This window comes from Enterobacter sp. 4974935, assembly GCF_058661735.1.
This window is the reverse complement of the sequence record NZ_JBZWGT010000003.1, coordinates 598,596-615,561: the sequence shown is the minus strand read 5'-3', so window position 1 is coordinate 615,561 and position 16,966 is coordinate 598,596. Positions and strand designations below refer to the sequence as shown.

Annotated in this window: 16 protein-coding genes and 1 other RNA gene; 8 read left to right on the top strand and 9 right to left on the bottom strand. The window is 58.7% G+C overall.

Features of this window, described 5'->3' with window-relative positions:
• Nucleotides 1–114: 114 nt before the first annotated feature.
• The 5 genes from bglA (at nucleotide 115) to AC4OVS_RS04115 (ending at nucleotide 5,184) form a co-directional block, all read left to right on the top strand.
• Complete coding sequence (gene bglA, locus AC4OVS_RS04135; RefSeq protein ID WP_491922198.1) at nucleotides 115–1,548, top strand: 6-phospho-beta-glucosidase BglA; 1,434 nt, start codon at nucleotides 115–117, stop codon at nucleotides 1,546–1,548.
• Between the two features lie 124 nt (nucleotides 1,549–1,672).
• Nucleotides 1,673–2,032 (top strand): hypothetical protein, encoded by a 360-nt coding sequence (locus AC4OVS_RS04130; RefSeq protein WP_022649310.1) that lies wholly within the window; start codon nucleotides 1,673–1,675, stop codon nucleotides 2,030–2,032.
• Nucleotides 2,033–2,080: 48 nt separating this feature from the next.
• Entirely contained in the window at nucleotides 2,081–4,090 is a 2,010-nt protein-coding gene (locus AC4OVS_RS04125) for a protein-disulfide reductase DsbD family protein (protein WP_491922197.1), read from the top strand.
• Between the two features lies 1 nt (nucleotide 4,091).
• Nucleotides 4,092–4,694: a DsbA family protein gene (locus AC4OVS_RS04120; protein WP_491922196.1), complete on the top strand. Its 603-nt coding sequence runs from the start codon at nucleotides 4,092–4,094 to the stop codon at nucleotides 4,692–4,694.
• Entirely contained in the window at nucleotides 4,684–5,184 is a 501-nt protein-coding gene (locus AC4OVS_RS04115; RefSeq protein WP_032626112.1) for a protein disulfide oxidoreductase, read from the top strand. The genes AC4OVS_RS04120 and AC4OVS_RS04115 overlap by 11 nt, the downstream gene beginning before the upstream one ends.
• 2 nt (nucleotides 5,185–5,186) lie before the next feature.
• Here AC4OVS_RS04115 and AC4OVS_RS04110 read toward each other — a convergent pair whose 3' ends face one another.
• From AC4OVS_RS04110 to AC4OVS_RS04075, 8 genes are all read right to left on the bottom strand, one after another.
• The gene (locus AC4OVS_RS04110; RefSeq protein WP_023306889.1) at nucleotides 5,187–5,930 is read right to left on the bottom strand and encodes an SDR family oxidoreductase; all 744 of its coding nucleotides are present in this window, start codon (nucleotides 5,928–5,930) and stop codon (nucleotides 5,187–5,189) included.
• A gap of 70 nt (nucleotides 5,931–6,000) precedes the next feature.
• Entirely contained in the window at nucleotides 6,001–8,874 is a 2,874-nt protein-coding gene (gene gcvP, locus AC4OVS_RS04105) for an aminomethyl-transferring glycine dehydrogenase (RefSeq protein WP_491922195.1), read from the bottom strand.
• 127 nt (nucleotides 8,875–9,001) lie between these two features.
• Nucleotides 9,002–9,391, bottom strand: a complete 390-nt coding sequence (gcvH, locus tag AC4OVS_RS04100) for a glycine cleavage system protein GcvH (protein WP_006811885.1) — start codon at nucleotides 9,389–9,391, stop codon at nucleotides 9,002–9,004.
• A 23-nt stretch (nucleotides 9,392–9,414) separates the two neighbouring features.
• Nucleotides 9,415–10,509, bottom strand: a complete 1,095-nt coding sequence (gene gcvT / locus AC4OVS_RS04095; protein ID WP_023298548.1) for a glycine cleavage system aminomethyltransferase GcvT — start codon at nucleotides 10,507–10,509, stop codon at nucleotides 9,415–9,417.
• 397 nt (nucleotides 10,510–10,906) lie between these two features.
• Nucleotides 10,907–12,109 carry an FAD-dependent 2-octaprenylphenol hydroxylase gene (ubiI, locus tag AC4OVS_RS04090; protein WP_022649317.1) on the bottom strand — a complete coding sequence of 401 codons (1,203 nt, stop codon included), beginning with the start codon at nucleotides 12,107–12,109 and terminating at the stop codon, nucleotides 10,907–10,909.
• A 12-nt stretch (nucleotides 12,110–12,121) separates the two neighbouring features.
• On the bottom strand, nucleotides 12,122–13,300 hold the full coding sequence (ubiH, locus tag AC4OVS_RS04085) for a 2-octaprenyl-6-methoxyphenyl hydroxylase (protein WP_063841971.1): 1,179 nt from the start codon (nucleotides 13,298–13,300) through the stop codon (nucleotides 12,122–12,124).
• A complete protein-coding gene (pepP, locus tag AC4OVS_RS04080) occupies nucleotides 13,297–14,610 on the bottom strand; it encodes a Xaa-Pro aminopeptidase (protein WP_491922753.1) in 1,314 nt (437 codons plus the stop codon). The genes ubiH and pepP overlap by 4 nt, the downstream gene beginning before the upstream one ends.
• A 31-nt stretch (nucleotides 14,611–14,641) precedes the next feature.
• Nucleotides 14,642–15,220, bottom strand: a complete 579-nt coding sequence (locus AC4OVS_RS04075) for a YecA/YgfB family protein (RefSeq protein ID WP_003860099.1) — start codon at nucleotides 15,218–15,220, stop codon at nucleotides 14,642–14,644.
• A gap of 167 nt (nucleotides 15,221–15,387) precedes the next feature.
• Between AC4OVS_RS04075 and zapA the strand changes: the two genes are divergently transcribed.
• The 3 genes from zapA to AC4OVS_RS04060 all read left to right on the top strand — a co-directional run bounded on the left by zapA (nucleotide 15,388) and on the right by AC4OVS_RS04060 (nucleotide 16,563).
• Nucleotides 15,388–15,717, top strand: coding sequence for a cell division protein ZapA (gene zapA / locus AC4OVS_RS04070; RefSeq protein ID WP_003860096.1), 330 nt, complete (start codon nucleotides 15,388–15,390; stop codon nucleotides 15,715–15,717).
• 41 nt (nucleotides 15,718–15,758) lie between these two features.
• A non-coding RNA gene (ssrS, locus tag AC4OVS_RS04065) (6S RNA) lies at nucleotides 15,759–15,942 on the top strand.
• A 24-nt stretch (nucleotides 15,943–15,966) separates the two neighbouring features.
• Entirely contained in the window at nucleotides 15,967–16,563 is a 597-nt protein-coding gene (locus AC4OVS_RS04060) for a 5-formyltetrahydrofolate cyclo-ligase (RefSeq protein WP_022649320.1), read from the top strand.
• 34 nt (nucleotides 16,564–16,597) lie between these two features.
• Here AC4OVS_RS04060 and AC4OVS_RS04055 read toward each other — a convergent pair whose 3' ends face one another.
• Complete coding sequence (locus AC4OVS_RS04055) at nucleotides 16,598–16,957, bottom strand: hypothetical protein (protein ID WP_491922194.1); 360 nt, start codon at nucleotides 16,955–16,957, stop codon at nucleotides 16,598–16,600.
• Nucleotides 16,958–16,966: the final 9 nt, after the last annotated feature.

Here is a 16,966-nt window from a genome sequence, read left to right as displayed (position 1 = left end):
CATCCTGTTTTTTTGATGTGACAAATTACAATTTCCGCAAAATGTTATATCGTGACATTTATTTCCGCTTTGCTAGACTCGAAATCAATAAGTCCTGAATTGAGAATAGCAAAGATGAAAAAACTCACTTTACCGAAAGATTTTTTATGGGGCGGCGCGGTGGCGGCGCACCAGGTTGAAGGCGGCTGGAACAAAGGCGGCAAAGGGCCAAGCATTTGCGACGTGCTCACCGGCGGCGCACACGGCGTTCCGCGTGAAATCACGCAGGAAGTGATTGAAGGCAAATATTACCCGAACCACGAAGCCGTCGACTTTTACGGCCATTACAAAGAAGACATCAAGCTGTTTGCCGAGATGGGCTTCAAATGTTTCCGTACCTCTATCGCCTGGACGCGCATCTTCCCGAAAGGCGACGAAACTCAGCCAAACGAAGAGGGGCTGAAGTTTTACGACGACATGTTCGATGAACTGCTGAAGTACAACATCGAGCCGGTGATCACCCTCTCCCACTTTGAAATGCCGCTGCACCTCGTTCAGGAATACGGCGGATGGACCAACCGTAAAGTAGTCGATTTCTTTGTCCGCTTCTCGGAAGTGGTATTTGAGCGCTACAAAAATAAGGTCAAATACTGGATGACCTTCAACGAAATCAACAACCAGCGCAACTGGCGTGCGCCGCTGTTCGGCTACTGCTGCTCTGGCGTGGTCTATACCGAGCACGACAACCCGGAAGAGACCATGTACCAGGTGCTGCACCACCAGTTCGTGGCCAGCGCGCTGGCGGTGAAAGCCGCCCGCCGCATTAACCCGGAGATGAAAGTCGGCTGCATGCTGGCGATGGTGGCGCTCTATCCATACTCCTGCAAGCCAGAAGATGTCATGTTTGCTCAGGTATCCATGCGCGAGCGCTACGTCTTTACCGACGTACAGCTGCGCGGCTACTACCCGTCTTACGTGCTGAACGAGTGGGAACGCCGTGGCTTCTCCATCAAAATGGAAGCAGGCGACGAGCAGATCCTGCGTGAAGGCACCTGCGATTACTTAGGTTTCAGCTACTACATGACCAACGCGGTCAAAGCGGAAGGCGGCACCGGTGACGCCATTTCCGGCTTCGAGGGCAGCGTGCCGAACCCACACGTCAAGGCGTCCGACTGGGGCTGGCAGATTGACCCTGTGGGCCTGCGTTATTCGCTGTGTGAACTGTACGAGCGCTACCAGAAGCCACTGTTTATCGTGGAAAATGGTTTCGGCGCCTACGACAAGGTGGAAGAGGACGGCAGCATCAACGATGACTACCGCATCGACTACCTGCGCGCCCACGTGGAAGAGATGATGAAGGCGGTGACCTGGGACGGCGTGGATCTGATGGGCTACACCCCGTGGGGCTGCATCGACTGCGTCTCCTTCACCACCGGCCAGTACAGCAAGCGCTACGGCTTTATCTACGTCAACAAGCACGACGACGGCACCGGTGACATGTCCCGCTCCCGTAAGAAGAGCTTTGAGTGGTATAAAACCGTCATTGCCAGCAACGGCGAAACGCTGTAATGGCTTGCCCTCTCTGCAAGCGGAGAGGGCAAACTGCTTATCTTCCAGACACTTCTTTACAGCTTTTGCGTTGCCAAAATATGTTCGCCCGATAATATAGGCATCCTGAATATTTGAGGCGAACATGATTAAGCGACAACGCAACGCTATCCTGCTTGTAGCCCTGGCCTGTCTGGTGGTGCTGATATGTACCGCCCAGCGGATGGCCGGGATGCACGCGCTTGTCATGAACGTCACCGCCACGAGCCAGTCTGTCCAGCAGGGGCAGGAGAGTGCCGACGCACCGGTAACCCCGTGTGAGCTAAGCGCCAAGTCGCTGATGTCGGTCCCGCCTGTTTTGTTTGAAGGCGCCCTGATTGCCGTCACCCTGCTGCTTGCGTTGCTGGCAGCCAGTCCACCGCGCCGCGAACGGCAGTGGCCTCCCCGCGTTATCTCCCCGCCCCGGTTAAGGGTGCATCTGCGATTATGCGTCTTCCGTGAATGAGCCTTCGCCTGTTACTTCAGGTTAATTCATCATTTACGGAGAAAATTTATGTTTACTGTATTCAGGCGACTGCTGGTCTGCCTGCTTTGGCTATGGCTGCCCCTCAGCCAGGCTGCCGACAGCGGCTGGCTGCGCGCCGCCGATAATCAGCACGCCAGCGTCAGGCTGCGTGCGCAACCTGAAAGCACTGGCGAAACCCGCCTGCTGCTGGACGTCGCCCTGCAAAAAGGCTGGAAAACCTACTGGCGCTCGCCGGGCGAAGGCGGCGTCGCACCCGCGATTAAATGGCATCAGCCCGTCGAGGCGATCTGGCGCTGGCCTGTGCCGCAGCGTTTCGACGTCGCGGGCATCACCACGCAGGGCTATCACGGCGATGTCAGCTTTCCCCTCACTCTGCGGGGCGACGTCCCGACGATCCTGAGCGGCGTGCTGACTCTCTCCACCTGTAGCAACGTCTGTATTCTTACCGACTACCCGTTTTCACTGAACATGACCGCATCCGCAGGCGCCAGTTTTGATTACGATTTCAGTCGGGCCATGGGCACCCTTCCCCTCAGCGGCGGGTTGACCTCAACGCTTAACGCCACCTATGCCCCCGGCAAGCTGACCGTAACGGCGCAGCGTGACGCAGGCTGGCAGGCGCCGTCGCTGTTTATCGACGGTATGGATGATGTTGATTTCGGCAAACCGGCCCTCACCGTGCGCGGTGATTCGCTGGTCGCCACCGTGCCCGTGACGGACAGTTGGGGCGAGGCCGCGCCCAACCTCAGCGGCAAAACCCTGTCACTGGTTCTGGCCGATAGCGGGCAGGCGCAGGAGTCCAGCCTGAGCATTGAGCCGGGGAACGCCGCGCCGACGCTCCCGTTAGGCTGGGTGCTGCTGATGGCGCTGGCTGGTGGCCTGATCCTCAACGTTATGCCCTGCGTACTGCCCGTGCTGGCCATGAAGCTGGGCACGCTGATGCAAACCGAACGGCAGGCGCGGGGTCAGGTGCGCAGGCAGTTTCTTGCATCGGTAGCCGGGATCGTGATCTCGTTCCTCGCACTGGCGCTGATGATGACGGTATTACGTTTAGGCAATCAGGCGCTCGGCTGGGGGATCCAGTTCCAGAACCCGTGGTTTATTGCCGCGATGGCGCTGGTGATGGTGCTTTTCAGCGCCAGCCTGCTGGGGTTGTTTGAAATCCGTCTCCCTTCCGGCGCCAGCACCTTCCTCGCCACGCGCGGCGGCAACGGGCTTGCGGGTCATTTCTGGCAAGGCGCGTTTGCCACGCTGCTGGCGACACCCTGCACCGCGCCGTTCCTGGGGACGGCGGTCTCGGTCGCGCTGGCGGCACCGCTTCCCCTGCTGTGGGGGATCTTCGTGGCGATGGGTATCGGCATGAGCCTGCCGTGGCTGCTGGTGGCGGCCTGGCCGGGGCTGGCCCTGCGGTTGCCGCGTCCGGGGCGCTGGATGAACGTTGTACGCATAGTGCTGGGGATGATGATGCTCGGCTCATCGCTGTGGCTGCTGAGCCTGCTGACGGTGCATATTGGCAGCCTGCCCGTCATTACGCTGGGCGTGCTGCTGATCCTTGCGCTGTTGCTGGTCACCGCCTGGCGCTACCGCTGGCAAACGGCACTGCGCGCCGGGGTATTAGCTGTACTGGTGGCCGGGGTAGTCGCGTTTGTTTCCGGCTCCGGCGGCGAGGGCTCCCGCCGCGATCGTATTCACTGGCAGCCGCTCAGCGAGCAGGCCATTGTCCGCGCGCTGGCGGAGAACAAACGGGTGTTCGTCGACGTGACCGCCGACTGGTGCGTGACCTGTAAAGCCAATAAATACAACGTACTGCTGCGCGACGACGTGCAGGTCGCGCTCTCCGCCCCGGACGTTGTCGCCCTGCGCGGCGACTGGAGCCGCCCCTCAGATACCATCAGCCAGTTTTTAACCACGCGCGGCAGCGCCGCCGTGCCGTTTAACCAGATCTACGGACCGGGATTACCGCAGGGCCACGTGCTGCCTGCGTTGTTAAGCCGCGAAGCGGTGCTGAGCACCCTGTCCGATGCAAAAGGAAAATAACATGAGAGCCTTTGTTGCCTTACTTCTGCTGTCGTTATCAACGTTCGGTTTCGCCGCACCGTCAGATGACGCTTCCAACGACCAGCTGGCAAAACTGCTGTTTAACGACACCAACAGCCCGCGAACCGGCGCGACATCGCCGAAGCTCACCATCGTCTCCTTCACGGACTACAACTGCCCGTATTGCAAGCAGTTCGACCCAATGCTGGAGAAAATCGTGCAGGAAAATCCCGACGTGCAGCTCATCATCAAACTGCTGCCGTTCAAGGGACAAAGCTCGGTAAATGCCGCGAAAGCGGCGCTCTCAACGTGGCAGCAGGCGCCGGATCAATTCTGGGCACTACACCAGCGGCTGATGATGAAAAAGGGCTATCACGATGACGCCAGCATCGCCGCCGCGCAGGTGAAGACCGGGACGGACAGCATTAAAACCGATGATAAAACCATGGACAGCGTAAAGATGAACCTGATCCTGGCGCAGGTGCTGAATATTCAGGGCACCCCGGCGACCATCATCGGTGACCAGATGGTGGCGGGCGCAATCCCGTATGACGATCTGGAGGGGCTGGTCAAAGAACAGCTGGCAAACGCCCGTGGCAAGTAAGCTTCCGCGCCTGCTGCGCGAGCTGGCCGTGTGGCTGCTGATTGGCGTAGCCGTGAGCCTGGCGGTGGACTATTTCCGCCAGCCCGCGCTGCCGCAGAATTTCTCCGCGACGGCACTGCACACCCTCGACGGTCAGCCCGTCGATCTTATCGCCATGAGTAAGGAGCGACCGCTGCTGGTCTACGTCTGGGCGACATGGTGCGGCGTCTGCCGCTACACCACGCCGTCGGTGGCGGCGATTGCCGCGGACGGGGGTAACGTGATGTCGGTTGCGCTGCGCTCGGGCGATAACGCGACGCTCGAAACATGGATGAGAAAGAAGAAGGCGATGATGCCCACGGTCAACGACGCCAGCGGAGAACTGGCGCGTCAGTGGGACGTTCAGGTGACGCCAACGCTTGTGGTGATCTCTCACGGTGAAGTGAAGTCGATCACCACCGGCTGGACCAGCGGCTGGGGAATGCGCCTGCGGCTGTGGCTGGCGTCGTAGCGTTACTTCCCGCCAGCCAGCTCCAGGAAGCTACCGGTGACATAGGAGGCTTTGTCGCTCAGCAGCCAGGTAATGGCCTGGGCGACCTCCTCCGGCTGACCGCCACGCTGCATCGGTAACATCGACTTCACCCGATCCACACGCCCCGGCTCGCCGCCGGAGGCGTGAATATCGGTATAAATCAGGCCTGGCCGCACGCAGTTAACGCGAATGCCCTGCGCCGCCACCTCCAGCGCGAGGCCGGTGGTGAGGGAATCCACCGCCCCTTTGGAGGCAGCATAATCCACATACTCCCCCGGAGCGCCCAGTCGTGAGGCCGCCGAGGAGACATTCACAATCGCGCCACCCTTGCCGCCGTGTTTATGCGACATGCGTTTCACCGCCTCACGGCAGCAGAGAAAATAGCCAGTGACGTTGGTGGACAGCACGCGGTTAATACGTTCAGCGGAGAGGTTTTCGATGGAGGATTGTTCAAACAAAATCCCGGCGTTGTTCACCAGCGCGGCGAGCGGCTCACCTTCGCGATCGATGCTGTCGAACATCGCCATCACCTGCGATTCATCGCTGATATCCGCGCGCACGGCAAAGGCCTTACCGCCCGCGTCCACGATCTGATTAATAACCTCTGTCGCGGCTTTGATGTTGTGATGAAAATTCACCGCAACGGTGTAGCCTTCGCTTGCCAGCTGTAGCGCGGTGGCTTTACCAATACCCCGGCTGGCGCCGGTGACCAATGCAATTGCCATTCTGTTCTCCAAATAAAAAAGCCGGGTGGCGGCTTCGCCTTACCCGGCCTACGTTACTACAGGAACAACGTTACTGGTATTCGCTCATCGGTACGCAGGAGCAGAACAGGTTACGGTCGCCGTAAACATCATCAAGACGTTTCACGGTTGGCCAGTATTTGTTTGCTACACCTGCCGGGAAGACAGCCAGCTCGCGGGTATAACCGTGGTTCCACTCTGCCACCAGTTCGTTCTGGGTATGCGGCGCGTTAACCAGGGGGTTATCTTCCAGCGTCCATTCCCCGCCTTTCACGCAGTCGATTTCGCTGCGGATCGCCAGCATCGCGTCGATAAAGCGATCCAGCTCCACCTTGCTTTCAGACTCGGTCGGCTCAACCATCAGCGTTCCTGCAACCGGGAAGGACATGGTTGGCGCGTGGAAGCCGTAGTCGATCAGACGCTTGGCAATATCCAGCTCGCTGATGCCCGTCTCTTCTTTCAGAGGACGAATATCGAGGATGCATTCGTGCGCCACGCGACCATCGCGGCCGGTGTAGAGCACCGGATAGGCGTCTTTCAGACGTGTTGCGATGTAGTTGGCGTTGAGGATCGCCACCTGGCTGGCCTGCTTGAGCCCTTCCGCGCCCATCATGCGGATGTACATCCAGCTGATTGGCAGGATAGAGGCGCTGCCGAACGGTGCCGCGGAGACCGCGCCCTGACGGGTCAGCATGCCTTCAATCTGCACCACGCTATGGCCTGGCACAAACGGTGCCAGGTGCGCTTTGACGCCGATTGGGCCCATGCCCGGGCCGCCGCCGCCGTGCGGAATACAGAACGTTTTATGCAGGTTGAGGTGCGACACGTCCGCGCCAATAAAGCCCGGAGAGGTAATGCCCACCTGGGCGTTCATGTTCGCGCCGTCGAGGTAAACCTGGCCGCCGAACTGATGCACCACTTCACACACTTCACGGATCGTTTCTTCGTACACGCCGTGGGTGGACGGGTAGGTCACCATGATGCAGGAGAGTTTGTCGCCTGCCTGCTCTGCTTTGGCGCGCAGGTCGGCCAGATCGATGTTGCCGTTTTTGTCGCACGCCACGACCACCACTTCCATCCCTGCCATCTGGGCAGAGGCCGGGTTGGTGCCGTGGGCAGAGCTTGGGATCAGACAGATATCGCGGTGGCCTTCGTTGCGGCTTTCGTGATAGTGACGGATCGCCAGCAGACCGGCGTATTCACCCTGCGCACCGGAGTTCGGCTGCATGCAGAGCGCGTCGTACCCGGTCAGCTTCACCAGCCAGTCGGAGAGCTGGTTGATCATCATGTGATAACCTTCCGCCTGCTCAGCCGGGCAGAACGGGTGCAGCTCGGAGAATTCAGGCCAGGTGATTGGGATCATCTCAGCCGCGGCGTTCAGCTTCATGGTGCAGGAGCCCAGCGGGATCATCGCCTGGTTCAGCGCCAGATCTTTACGTTCCAGAGAGTGCATGTAACGCATCATCTCGGTTTCGCTGTGATAGCGGTTGAACACCGGGTGAGTCAGGATCGCGTCGTCGCGCAGCATGCTTTCCTGAATGGAGCGGCTGTCGAGCGCAACCTCTTTGTCGAGCGTATCAACGTCCAGACCCTGTGCGTCACCCAGCAATACGTTGAACAGGGTCAGGATATCGTCACGGGTGGTGCTTTCGTCCAGCGTAATACCGACCGCATTGTGAATGTCGCTGCGCAGGTTGATTTGTGCTGCCTCGGCGCGTGCCAGCACGGCCGCTTTGTCTGCCACCTCGACGCACAGGGTGTCGAAGTAGTGCTCATGACGCAGCCTGAGACCTTTCTGTTGCAGACCGCAGGCCAGGATATCGGCCAGACGGTGGATGCGGCTGGCAATGCGTTTCAGACCTGCCGGACCGTGGAACACCGCGTATAAGCTGGCAATGTTAGCCAGCAGCACCTGCGAGGTACAGATGTTGGAGTTCGCTTTCTCGCGGCGGATATGCTGCTCGCGGGTCTGCATCGCCATGCGCAGCGCGGTGTTACCGGCGGCATCTTTCGATACGCCGATAATACGGCCTGGCATGGAACGTTTAAATTCATCTTTCGCGCCAAAGAACGCCGCGTGCGGGCCGCCGTAGCCCATCGGCACGCCGAAGCGTTGCGCTGAGCCGAAGACAATATCCGCGCCCTGTTTACCTGGCGCCGTCAGCAGCACCAGCGCCATAAAATCAGCGGCGACGCTAACAATAACCTTACGGGATTTGAGCTCGGCGATCAGCGCGCTGTAATCATGCACTTCCCCGGTGGTGCCCACCTGCTGTAACAGCACGCCGAAGACGTCCTGGTGATCCAGCACTTTGTCAGCGTCGTCGACAATCACCTCAAAGCCGAAGGTTTCCGCACGGGTGCGCACCACGTCCAGCGTCTGGGGATGCACGTCCGCCGCGACGAAGAAGCGGTTGGCGTTTTTCAGCTTGCTCACGCGCTTCGCCATCGCCATCGCTTCAGCGGCGGCAGTGGCTTCATCCAGCAGCGAGGCAGAGGCGATATCCATACCGGTCAGATCCAGCGTCACCTGCTGGAAGTTCAGCAGCGCTTCCAGACGGCCCTGGGAGACTTCTGGCTGATACGGGGTGTAAGCGGTGTACCAGCCCGGATTTTCCAGCATATTACGCAGGATCACCGGCGGTAATTGCACGTTGGTGTAGCCCATGCCGATGTAAGACTTATAGCGCTTGTTAAGGCCGGCGATGGCCTTCAGCTCCGCCAGCGCGGCGAACTCCGTCGTGGACTCGCCTACCTGCGGCGGTGTGGCAAGCTGGATGTCTTTTGGCACGATCTGGCCGATCAGTGCGTTTAATGAATCCGCGCCAACTGTCTTCAGCATCTCCTGCTGTTGCTGAGCATCCGGCCCAATGTGACGTTCAATGAAGGCGCCACGGTTTTCAAGCTGGCTTAAAGTCTGTGTCATGAGCGATGGTTCCTGAAACGTGCAGTGAATCGTAATTATCTGTAACGCTGTTGCCCGGTGGCGCTAACGCTTACCGGGCCTACGTAGATCTGTAGGCCGGATAAGCGCAGCGCCATCCGGCACAACGTTATTCGTCTTCCAGTAGTGCTTCGTACGCGGTCGCATCCAGCAGCGCGGCAACCTGCGCTTCGTCGCTGGCTTTGATCTTAAAGATCCAGCCGCCTTCATAAGGCTCGCTGTTCACCAGCTCCGGGGAGTCGCTCAGCGCGTCGTTCACGGCAACAATTTCACCGCTCACCGGAGCGTAGATGTCAGAGGCCGCTTTAACGGATTCCGCCACCGCACAGTCGTCGCCTGCGCTCACGGTTGCGCCCACTTCCGGCAGGTCAACAAACACCATGTCGCCCAGCAGTTCCTGCGCGTGCTCGGTGATCCCAACGGTGTAAGTGCCGTCCGCCTCTTTGCGCAGCCACTCGTGTTCTTTGCTGTATTTCAGTTCTGCTGGCACATTGCTCATTGAAGTTCTCCTGATAAAAATAGTTAGGCGACCGGCTTACCGGCGCGAACAAAAATCGGTTTGGTCACGTTGACCGGCATTTCGCGGTTGCGGATCTGCACCACCGCCGTTTCGCCAATCCCCGCTGGCACGCGTGCCAGTGCAATACTGTAGCCGAGCGTCGGGGAGAACGTTCCGCTGGTGATCACGCCTTCGCGATGATTGCCATCGGCATCGGTGAAGCGCACCGGCAGCTCGCCGCGCAGAACGCCTTTTTCTTTCATCACCAGGCCAACCAGCTGTTCAGTGCCCTTCTCGCGCTGCATCTCCAGCGCTTCACGGCCAATAAAATCACGGTCAGCCGGTTCCCACGCGATGGTCCAGCCCATGTTGGCCGCCAGCGGTGAGACGCCTTCGTCCATCTCCTGACCGTAGAGGTTCATCCCCGCTTCCAGACGCAGCGTATCGCGCGCGCCCAGGCCCGCAGGCTTCACACCCGCCTCCACCAGCGCACGCCAGAAATCGGCGGCCTTTTCGTTTGGCATTGCAATTTCGTAGCCCGCTTCACCGGTGTAGCCGGTGGTGGCGATAAACAGATCCCCCGCCTGCACGCCGAAGAACGGCTTCATGCCTTCGGTTGCTTTGCGCTGCTCGTCGCTGAACAGAGACGCGGATTTCGCCTGGGCGTTTGGCCCCTGCACCGCAATCAGCGACAGATCGTCACGAACGGTGATGTCGATGGCGTAAGGTTCAGCGTGTTGGGAAATCCAGGAGAGGTCTTTTTCGCGGGTGGCGGAGTTTACAACGAGGCGGAAGAAATCTTCGGTGAAGTAGTAGACGATGAGGTCGTCAATCACGCCGCCAGAGGCATTGAGCATGCCGGTATAGAGCGCTTTGCCCGGCGTTTTTAGTTTGGCGACGTCGTTTGCCAGCAGATAACGCAAAAACTCCCGGGTGCGGCTTCCGCGCAGGTCGACAATCGTCATATGAGACACGTCGAACATACCGGCATCGGTGCGCACCGCGTGGTGCTCATCAATCTGCGAGCCGTAGTGCAGCGGCATCATCCAGCCGTGGAAGTCCACCATGCGGGCGCCGCATAACACGTGCTGTTCGTACAAAGGAGTCTGTTGAGCCATCTTTTCCTCGTTGAAAAATTCACCGTGAAACCCGGTGTCGACCTCGCGATCGGGGGCCGACGCAAACGTTCTCTTTTACCTGAACTTACCACCGAAACCGGCGGTTAACCATAAGGTAAAACGGGTCATCACATTAGCTTATGACCAAAATTCGCTGAAAAGCCTACAGAGTTATTCACTGGTAAAATGCGATTAAACCCGCATAAAATTAACATCGAGCTAACAGGATTTAGCAGATGGTGATATTTCGTGCGGAAAAACGGGCCGAATTTCCGTAACATAAAAATAGTAAGATTAGATTTTCTAATGCGAAAAATGACGTGAAATTAGATTATTTCAAACGAGGAGATTTCCCCGGCGCGAAGGCCGGGAAAATAAAGTGTGACGGGGATCGAGATTAACGTAACCAGTCGGGAAGATCGTTAAGGCCCATTGCCTGACGAAGAAGCTGCGGTTTGACGCCGGGAAGGGTGTCGGCCAGTTTGAGGCCGATATCGCGCAGCAGTTTTTTCGCCGGGTTCGCTCCGGCAAATAGCTCGCGGAAGCCCTGCATACCCGCCAGCATCATCGCCGCACTGTGTTTGCGGCTGCGCTCGTAGCGACGCAGATACAGATGCTGACCAATATCTTTACCTTCCCGATGCAGACGACGCAGCTCTTCAACCAGCTCGGCCGCGTCCATAAAGCCGAGGTTCACCCCCTGCCCGGCCAGCGGATGAATCGTATGCGCCGCATCCCCCACCAACGCCAGACGGTGCGCCGCAAACTGACGCGCGTAGCGACCGGTTAACGGAAACGCCTGGCGTTCGCTTTCAAGCGTGCACAGGCCCAGACGGTTATCAAACGCCACGCATAGCGCCTGATTAAAGGCGTCCGGCGTCGCCTCCTGCATCTGCTGCGCTTTCTCCGGCTCTAAAGACCAGACGATGGAGCAGAGATGCGGATCAGCAAGCGGCAGGAAGGCCAGAATGCCATCATTGTGGAAAATCTGGCGCGCCACGCCGCCGTGCGGCTCTTCGGTGCGGATTGTGGCAACCAGGGCGTGATGACGGTAATCCCAGAAGGTCAGCGGAATATCCGCTTTGTTACGCAGCCAGGAATTGGCGCCGTCGGCACCCACTACCAGCCGCGCGGTCAGCATGTCGCCGCTTTCAAGAGTGATAAACGCGTCGTTTTCGCCCCACGCCACCTGCTGAAGTTTCGCCGGTGCGATCAGCGTGACGTCGCTGCACTGCTGCGCTTTTTGCCACAGCGCGTGGTGGATCACCGCGTTTTCAACGATGTGCCCAAGGTGGCTGTAGCCCATGCTTTCATCGTCAAACGCGATATGGCCGAAGCTGTCTTTATCCCACACTTCCATGCCATGGTAACAGCTGGCACGCAGCGCCACGATTTCAGACCAGACGCCAAGGTGCGTCAGTAGCTTTTCGCTGGCGGCATTGATCGCCGAGACGCGCAGCTCCGGCGGTGCATCCTGCGCCACGGGCTGCGGCGCGTTTTGCTCAAGCACCGCCACGCGCAGGCCGCTGCCCTGTAAACCACAGGCCAGCGCCAGTCCTACCATTCCGCCGCCGACAATGGCGACATCAACATTTTGCACGGTGATTACTCCTTAACGCGCGACCCAACCCAGGGTCCGCTGCGCCAGCACGTCACGTGCCGGAATGAACAGTTCCATCGCCATCAGCCCAAGGTTGCGACCCGCAACCAGCGGTGCCCAGCGATTGGCAAACAGGTGGACTAAACCGTCGGTAACGCCAATGGTCGCCGCTTTGTCCGCCTGACGTCGTTTCTGGTAATGGCTCAGCACTGAGTATGCGCCACAATCCTGTTGTTCGCTCCACGTCTGCGCCAGTAGCTCAGCCAGGCTCATCACGTCGCGCAGGCCAAGGTTAAAGCCTTGCCCGGCGATGGGGTGCAGCGTCTGCGCGGCGTTGCCGACCAGAGCGACGCGATGGGAGACAGTCTGCGATGCGGTCGTCAGCGCGAGCGGATAGGCCACGCGTTTTCCGGCCTGGGTGATACGCCCAAGCCGCCAGCCGAAGGCTTTTTGCAGCTCGGAACTAAAACGTTCGTCGGACCAGGAGAGAACCTCATCGGCCCGGTCCTGCGCATGGCACCACACCAGCGAGCAGCGCCCGTTCGACATCGGCAGCATGGCCAGCGGGCCGTGCTCCGTGAAGCGCTCAAATGCCCTGCCGTTATGCGCGCCAGCCGTAGAGACGTTAGCGATGACCGCCACCTGCCCATAGGGTTCAGAGCGCAATTCGACGCCGCACTGCGTGGCGATCGCGGAGCGTGAACCATCCGCCGCCACCAGCAGTTCCCCCTCCAGCGTGGTGCCGTTGTCCAGCGTCACGCTGACGGCTTCGTCACGGCGGTTAAAGCTGGCGACGCGCGCCGGACAGTGCAGCGTGACGCCAGGCGCGTCCTGTAAAAGACGGAACAGCCGCAGCCCTACGTCATGCAGCTCGACAACCTGCCCCAGTGCCTCAATTCGGTAATCGTGGGCATCCAGCGTCACAAACCCGGCATGGCCGCGATCGCTGACGTGAACGGTGCCGATGGCCGTCGCGCAGTCCGCTATCGCCTGCCAGATGCCAATGCGCGCAAGCTGCTGGCAGGTTCCCTGCGCCAGCGCGATAGCGCGGGCGTCGAAACCGGGATGATCGGCCGCCTGCGGCGCGACCGCCTCAACCAGATGCACCGGAAGCTGGCCCTGGGTTAACTGCGAAATAGCCAACGCCAGAGTAGCGCCGGTCATGCCTCCGCCAACGATGATCACGCTCATCCGCGTGCCGCCGCCATCAGCGCCTCGATGTCGTCGGCTTTTTTCACCACGGTCGCGGTCAGGTTTTCGTTACCGGTTTCGGTGATGACGATGTCATCTTCAATACGAATGCCGATCCCGCGGTACTGTTCCGGCACGTCGGCATCCGGCGCGATGTACAGCCCCGGCTCAACGGTCAGCACCATGCCAGGCTCCAGCACGCGCGAACGTTCCGGACCGTATGCCCCCACGTCATGCACATCCAGCCCCAGCCAGTGGCTCAGGCCGTGCATAAAGTACGGGCGATGGGCGTTTTCGGTTATAAGGGTGTCCACATCGCCTTTCAGAATGCCAAGCTTCACCAGCCCGGTAATCATGATGCGCACCACCTCGCCCGTAACCTCCTGAATGGAGGTGCCAGGGCGGAACAGCGTCAGCGCGGTCTCCAGAGACTCAAGCACGATGTCATAGATTTCACGCTGCGCTGGGGTGAATTTACCGTTCACCGGGAAGGTACGGGTGATGTCGCCCGCGTAACCCTGATATTCACAGCCGGCGTCAATCAGCACCAGATCGCCGTCGCGCAGTTCACTTTCGTTTTCGGTGTAGTGCAGAATGCAGCCGTTTTCCCCGCCGCCTACGATGGTGTTATAGGACGGGAAGCGCGCGCCGTGACGGTTAAATTCATGGTGAATTTCCCCTTCAAGCTGGTACTCGAACATACCGGGACGGCACTTTTCCATGGCGCGGGTATGCGCCAGGGCGCTGATTTCGCCCGCGCGGCGCATCACGTTCAGCTCTTCTTCAGACTTAAACAGGCGCATCTCATGCACCACCGGTCGCCAGTCTGTCAGGGTTGCGGGTGCAGACAAATTCTGACGTGAGCCTTTACGCAGCTTATCCAGCGCAGTGAAAACAATCTCATCCGCATACGCGTATTCACCCTGCGCGTGATAGAGCACGTCCAGGCCGTTGAGCAATTGATAGAGCTGCTGGTTGATTTCGCTGTAGGCCAGCGCGCGGTCCACGCCCAGTTTTTCCGGCGCCGCCTCCTGCCCTAAGCGGCGGCCAAACCAGATTTCCGCGGTCAGATCGCGCACGCGGTTAAAAATCACGCTGTGGTTGTGGGTGCCATTGCTTTTAATCAGCACCAGTACCGCTTCCGGCTCGTTAAACCCGGTGAAGTACCAGAAATCACTGCTCTGGCGATAGGGGTATTCGCTGTCGGCGCTGCGCGTCACTTCCGGCGCGGCGAAAATCAGGGCAGCGCTTCCCGGCTGCATTTTTGCCAGCAGCGCCTGACGACGGCGAGAATACTCTTGACTGGAGATAACCATGACACCCTCCTGTGCGTTATTTTTCTTAGTGTAATGTTGGCTTGCGAACTTCCGGCGCGGTCGGCTGCGAGCGCGTAAAGTTGTCGTGGCACAGCAGAGACGCCACGCGCACGTACTCGATGATCTCTTCGAGAGACATTTCCAGCTCTTCCTGGTCTTCGTCTTCATCGTAGCCGAGCTGGGCGATGTTACGCAGATCGTCGATCGCTTCACCCGCTTCGCCGGTCACTTTATCCAGTTTAGGCTGGGTTACGCCCAGGCCAAGAAGATAGTGGTTTACCCAACCCGCGAGCGCATCGGCGCGATCGAAGACGCTGACATCGTCGCCTTCAGGCAGATAAAGCTGAAAAAGAAAGCCATCGTCTTCCAGGGAATCGCTGGTTGCGGCGTGCATTTTACGCAGCGCTTCCGCCAGTTCGTGGCCAAACGCCAGCCCTTCGTTGGTGAGGTCGTGGATCAGCGGCTGCCATGAGCTGTCGCTGTTTCCGCCGCACAGTATGCCGCTGATCAGACCGTGCATTTCGGCAGGGGTTAGACCGACTCCCTGCTGGTTCAGTAACTGGTTTAAATCCTTGTAACCAGGCATTTCGTTCTGTATAGACATACGCATTCGTCATCAAAGGGAGGATATTCATGATATGCTACCACTTTGGACCCTGGTGATACCAGAAAAGGGCTTGTATCTTCACATCAGGGTAGCTATAGTGTCGCCCCTTCGCAGCCCCCGGGGCAGTAAGCGAAGGCAGCGCAGTCAATCAGCAGGAAGGTGGCATGTCTGCACAACCCGTCGATCTCCAGATTTTTGGCCGTTCACTGCGAGTGAATTGTCCGCCTGAACAAAGGGATGCTTTGAATCAGGCTGCGGACGATTTGAATCAGCGGTTGCAAGATCTAAAAGAACGCACTAGAGTCACAAATACTGAGCAGCTGGTTTTCATCGCCGCGTTGAACATCAGCTATGAACTGACTCAGGAAAAAGCGAAGACCCGCGATTACGCGGCAAGCATGGAGCAGCGCATTAAAATGCTCCAGCAGACCATTGAACAGGCATTGCTTGATCAAGGTCGCAGTCCTGAAAGACCGGGACCAAAGTTTGAATAACACTTCTCAGTTGACTATGGTAGAGTAACTGTGAAGACAAAATTTCTCTGAGATGTTTGCAAGCGGGCCAGTCCCCTGAGCCGATATTTCATACCACAAGAATGTGGCGCTCCATGGTTGGTGAGCATGCTCGGTCCGTCCGAGAAGCCTTAAAACTATGACGACACATTCACCTTGAACCAAGGGTTCAAGGGTTACAGCCTGCGGCGGCATCTCGGAGATTCCCTCTCTCTTCTTCTACCAACTACCATGACTCAATTCCCTGAAGTTTCTGCTTCACGCCAGGATATCCGTCAGCTCATTCGCCAGCGTCGTCGTGCCTTAAGCGCCGAACAACAGGCACAGTTTGCCCAGCAGGCCGCCGCCCGTATGATGGCCTATCCGCCTGTGGTGATGGCAAACACCGTCGCCTTGTTTCTTTCGTTTGATGGTGAGCTGGATACCCAACCGCTTATCGACCAGCTCTGGCGCGCCGGGAAAAAAGTTTATCTGCCGGTGCTGCATCCCTTTAGCCGGGGCAATCTGCTGTTTCTGCACTACCATCCGCACAGCGAGCTGGTGGTGAATCGTCTGAAAATCACCGAACCCAAACTCGACGTGCGCGATGTGCTGCCGCTATCTGAACTGGATGTGCTGATTACGCCGCTGGTGGCGTTTGACGAGCAGGGACAGCGATTAGGTATGGGCGGTGGTTTTTACGACAGAACGCTACAAAACTGGCAGCAGTACGGGTTGCAGCCGGTGGGCTATGCGCATGATTGCCAGGGCGTGGAGGCATTACCCGTGGAGAAATGGGATGTGCCGTTGCCGGCGGTGGTGACGCCCAGTAAAACCTGGACCTGGTAGAACAAAGCCGGGTGGCGGCTACGCCTTACCCGGCCTACATAAATCCTCGAACATTGTAGGTCGGGTAAGCGTGAGCGCCACCCGACACACAGACCGCACGAACATTGTAGGTCGGGTAAGCGTAAGCGCCACCCGATACACAGACCGCACGAACATTGTAGGTCGGGTAAGCGTAAGCGCCACCCGATACACAGACCGCACGAACATTGTAGGTCGGGTAAGCGTGAGCGCCACCCGACACACAGATCGCACGACCGTTGTAGGTCGGGTAAGCGTAAGCGCCACCCGATACACAGACCGCACGAACATTGTAGGTCGGGTAAGCGTAAGCGCCACCCGACACACAGACCGCACGAACATTGCAGGTCGGGTAAGCGTAAGCGCCACCCGACACCACAGACCG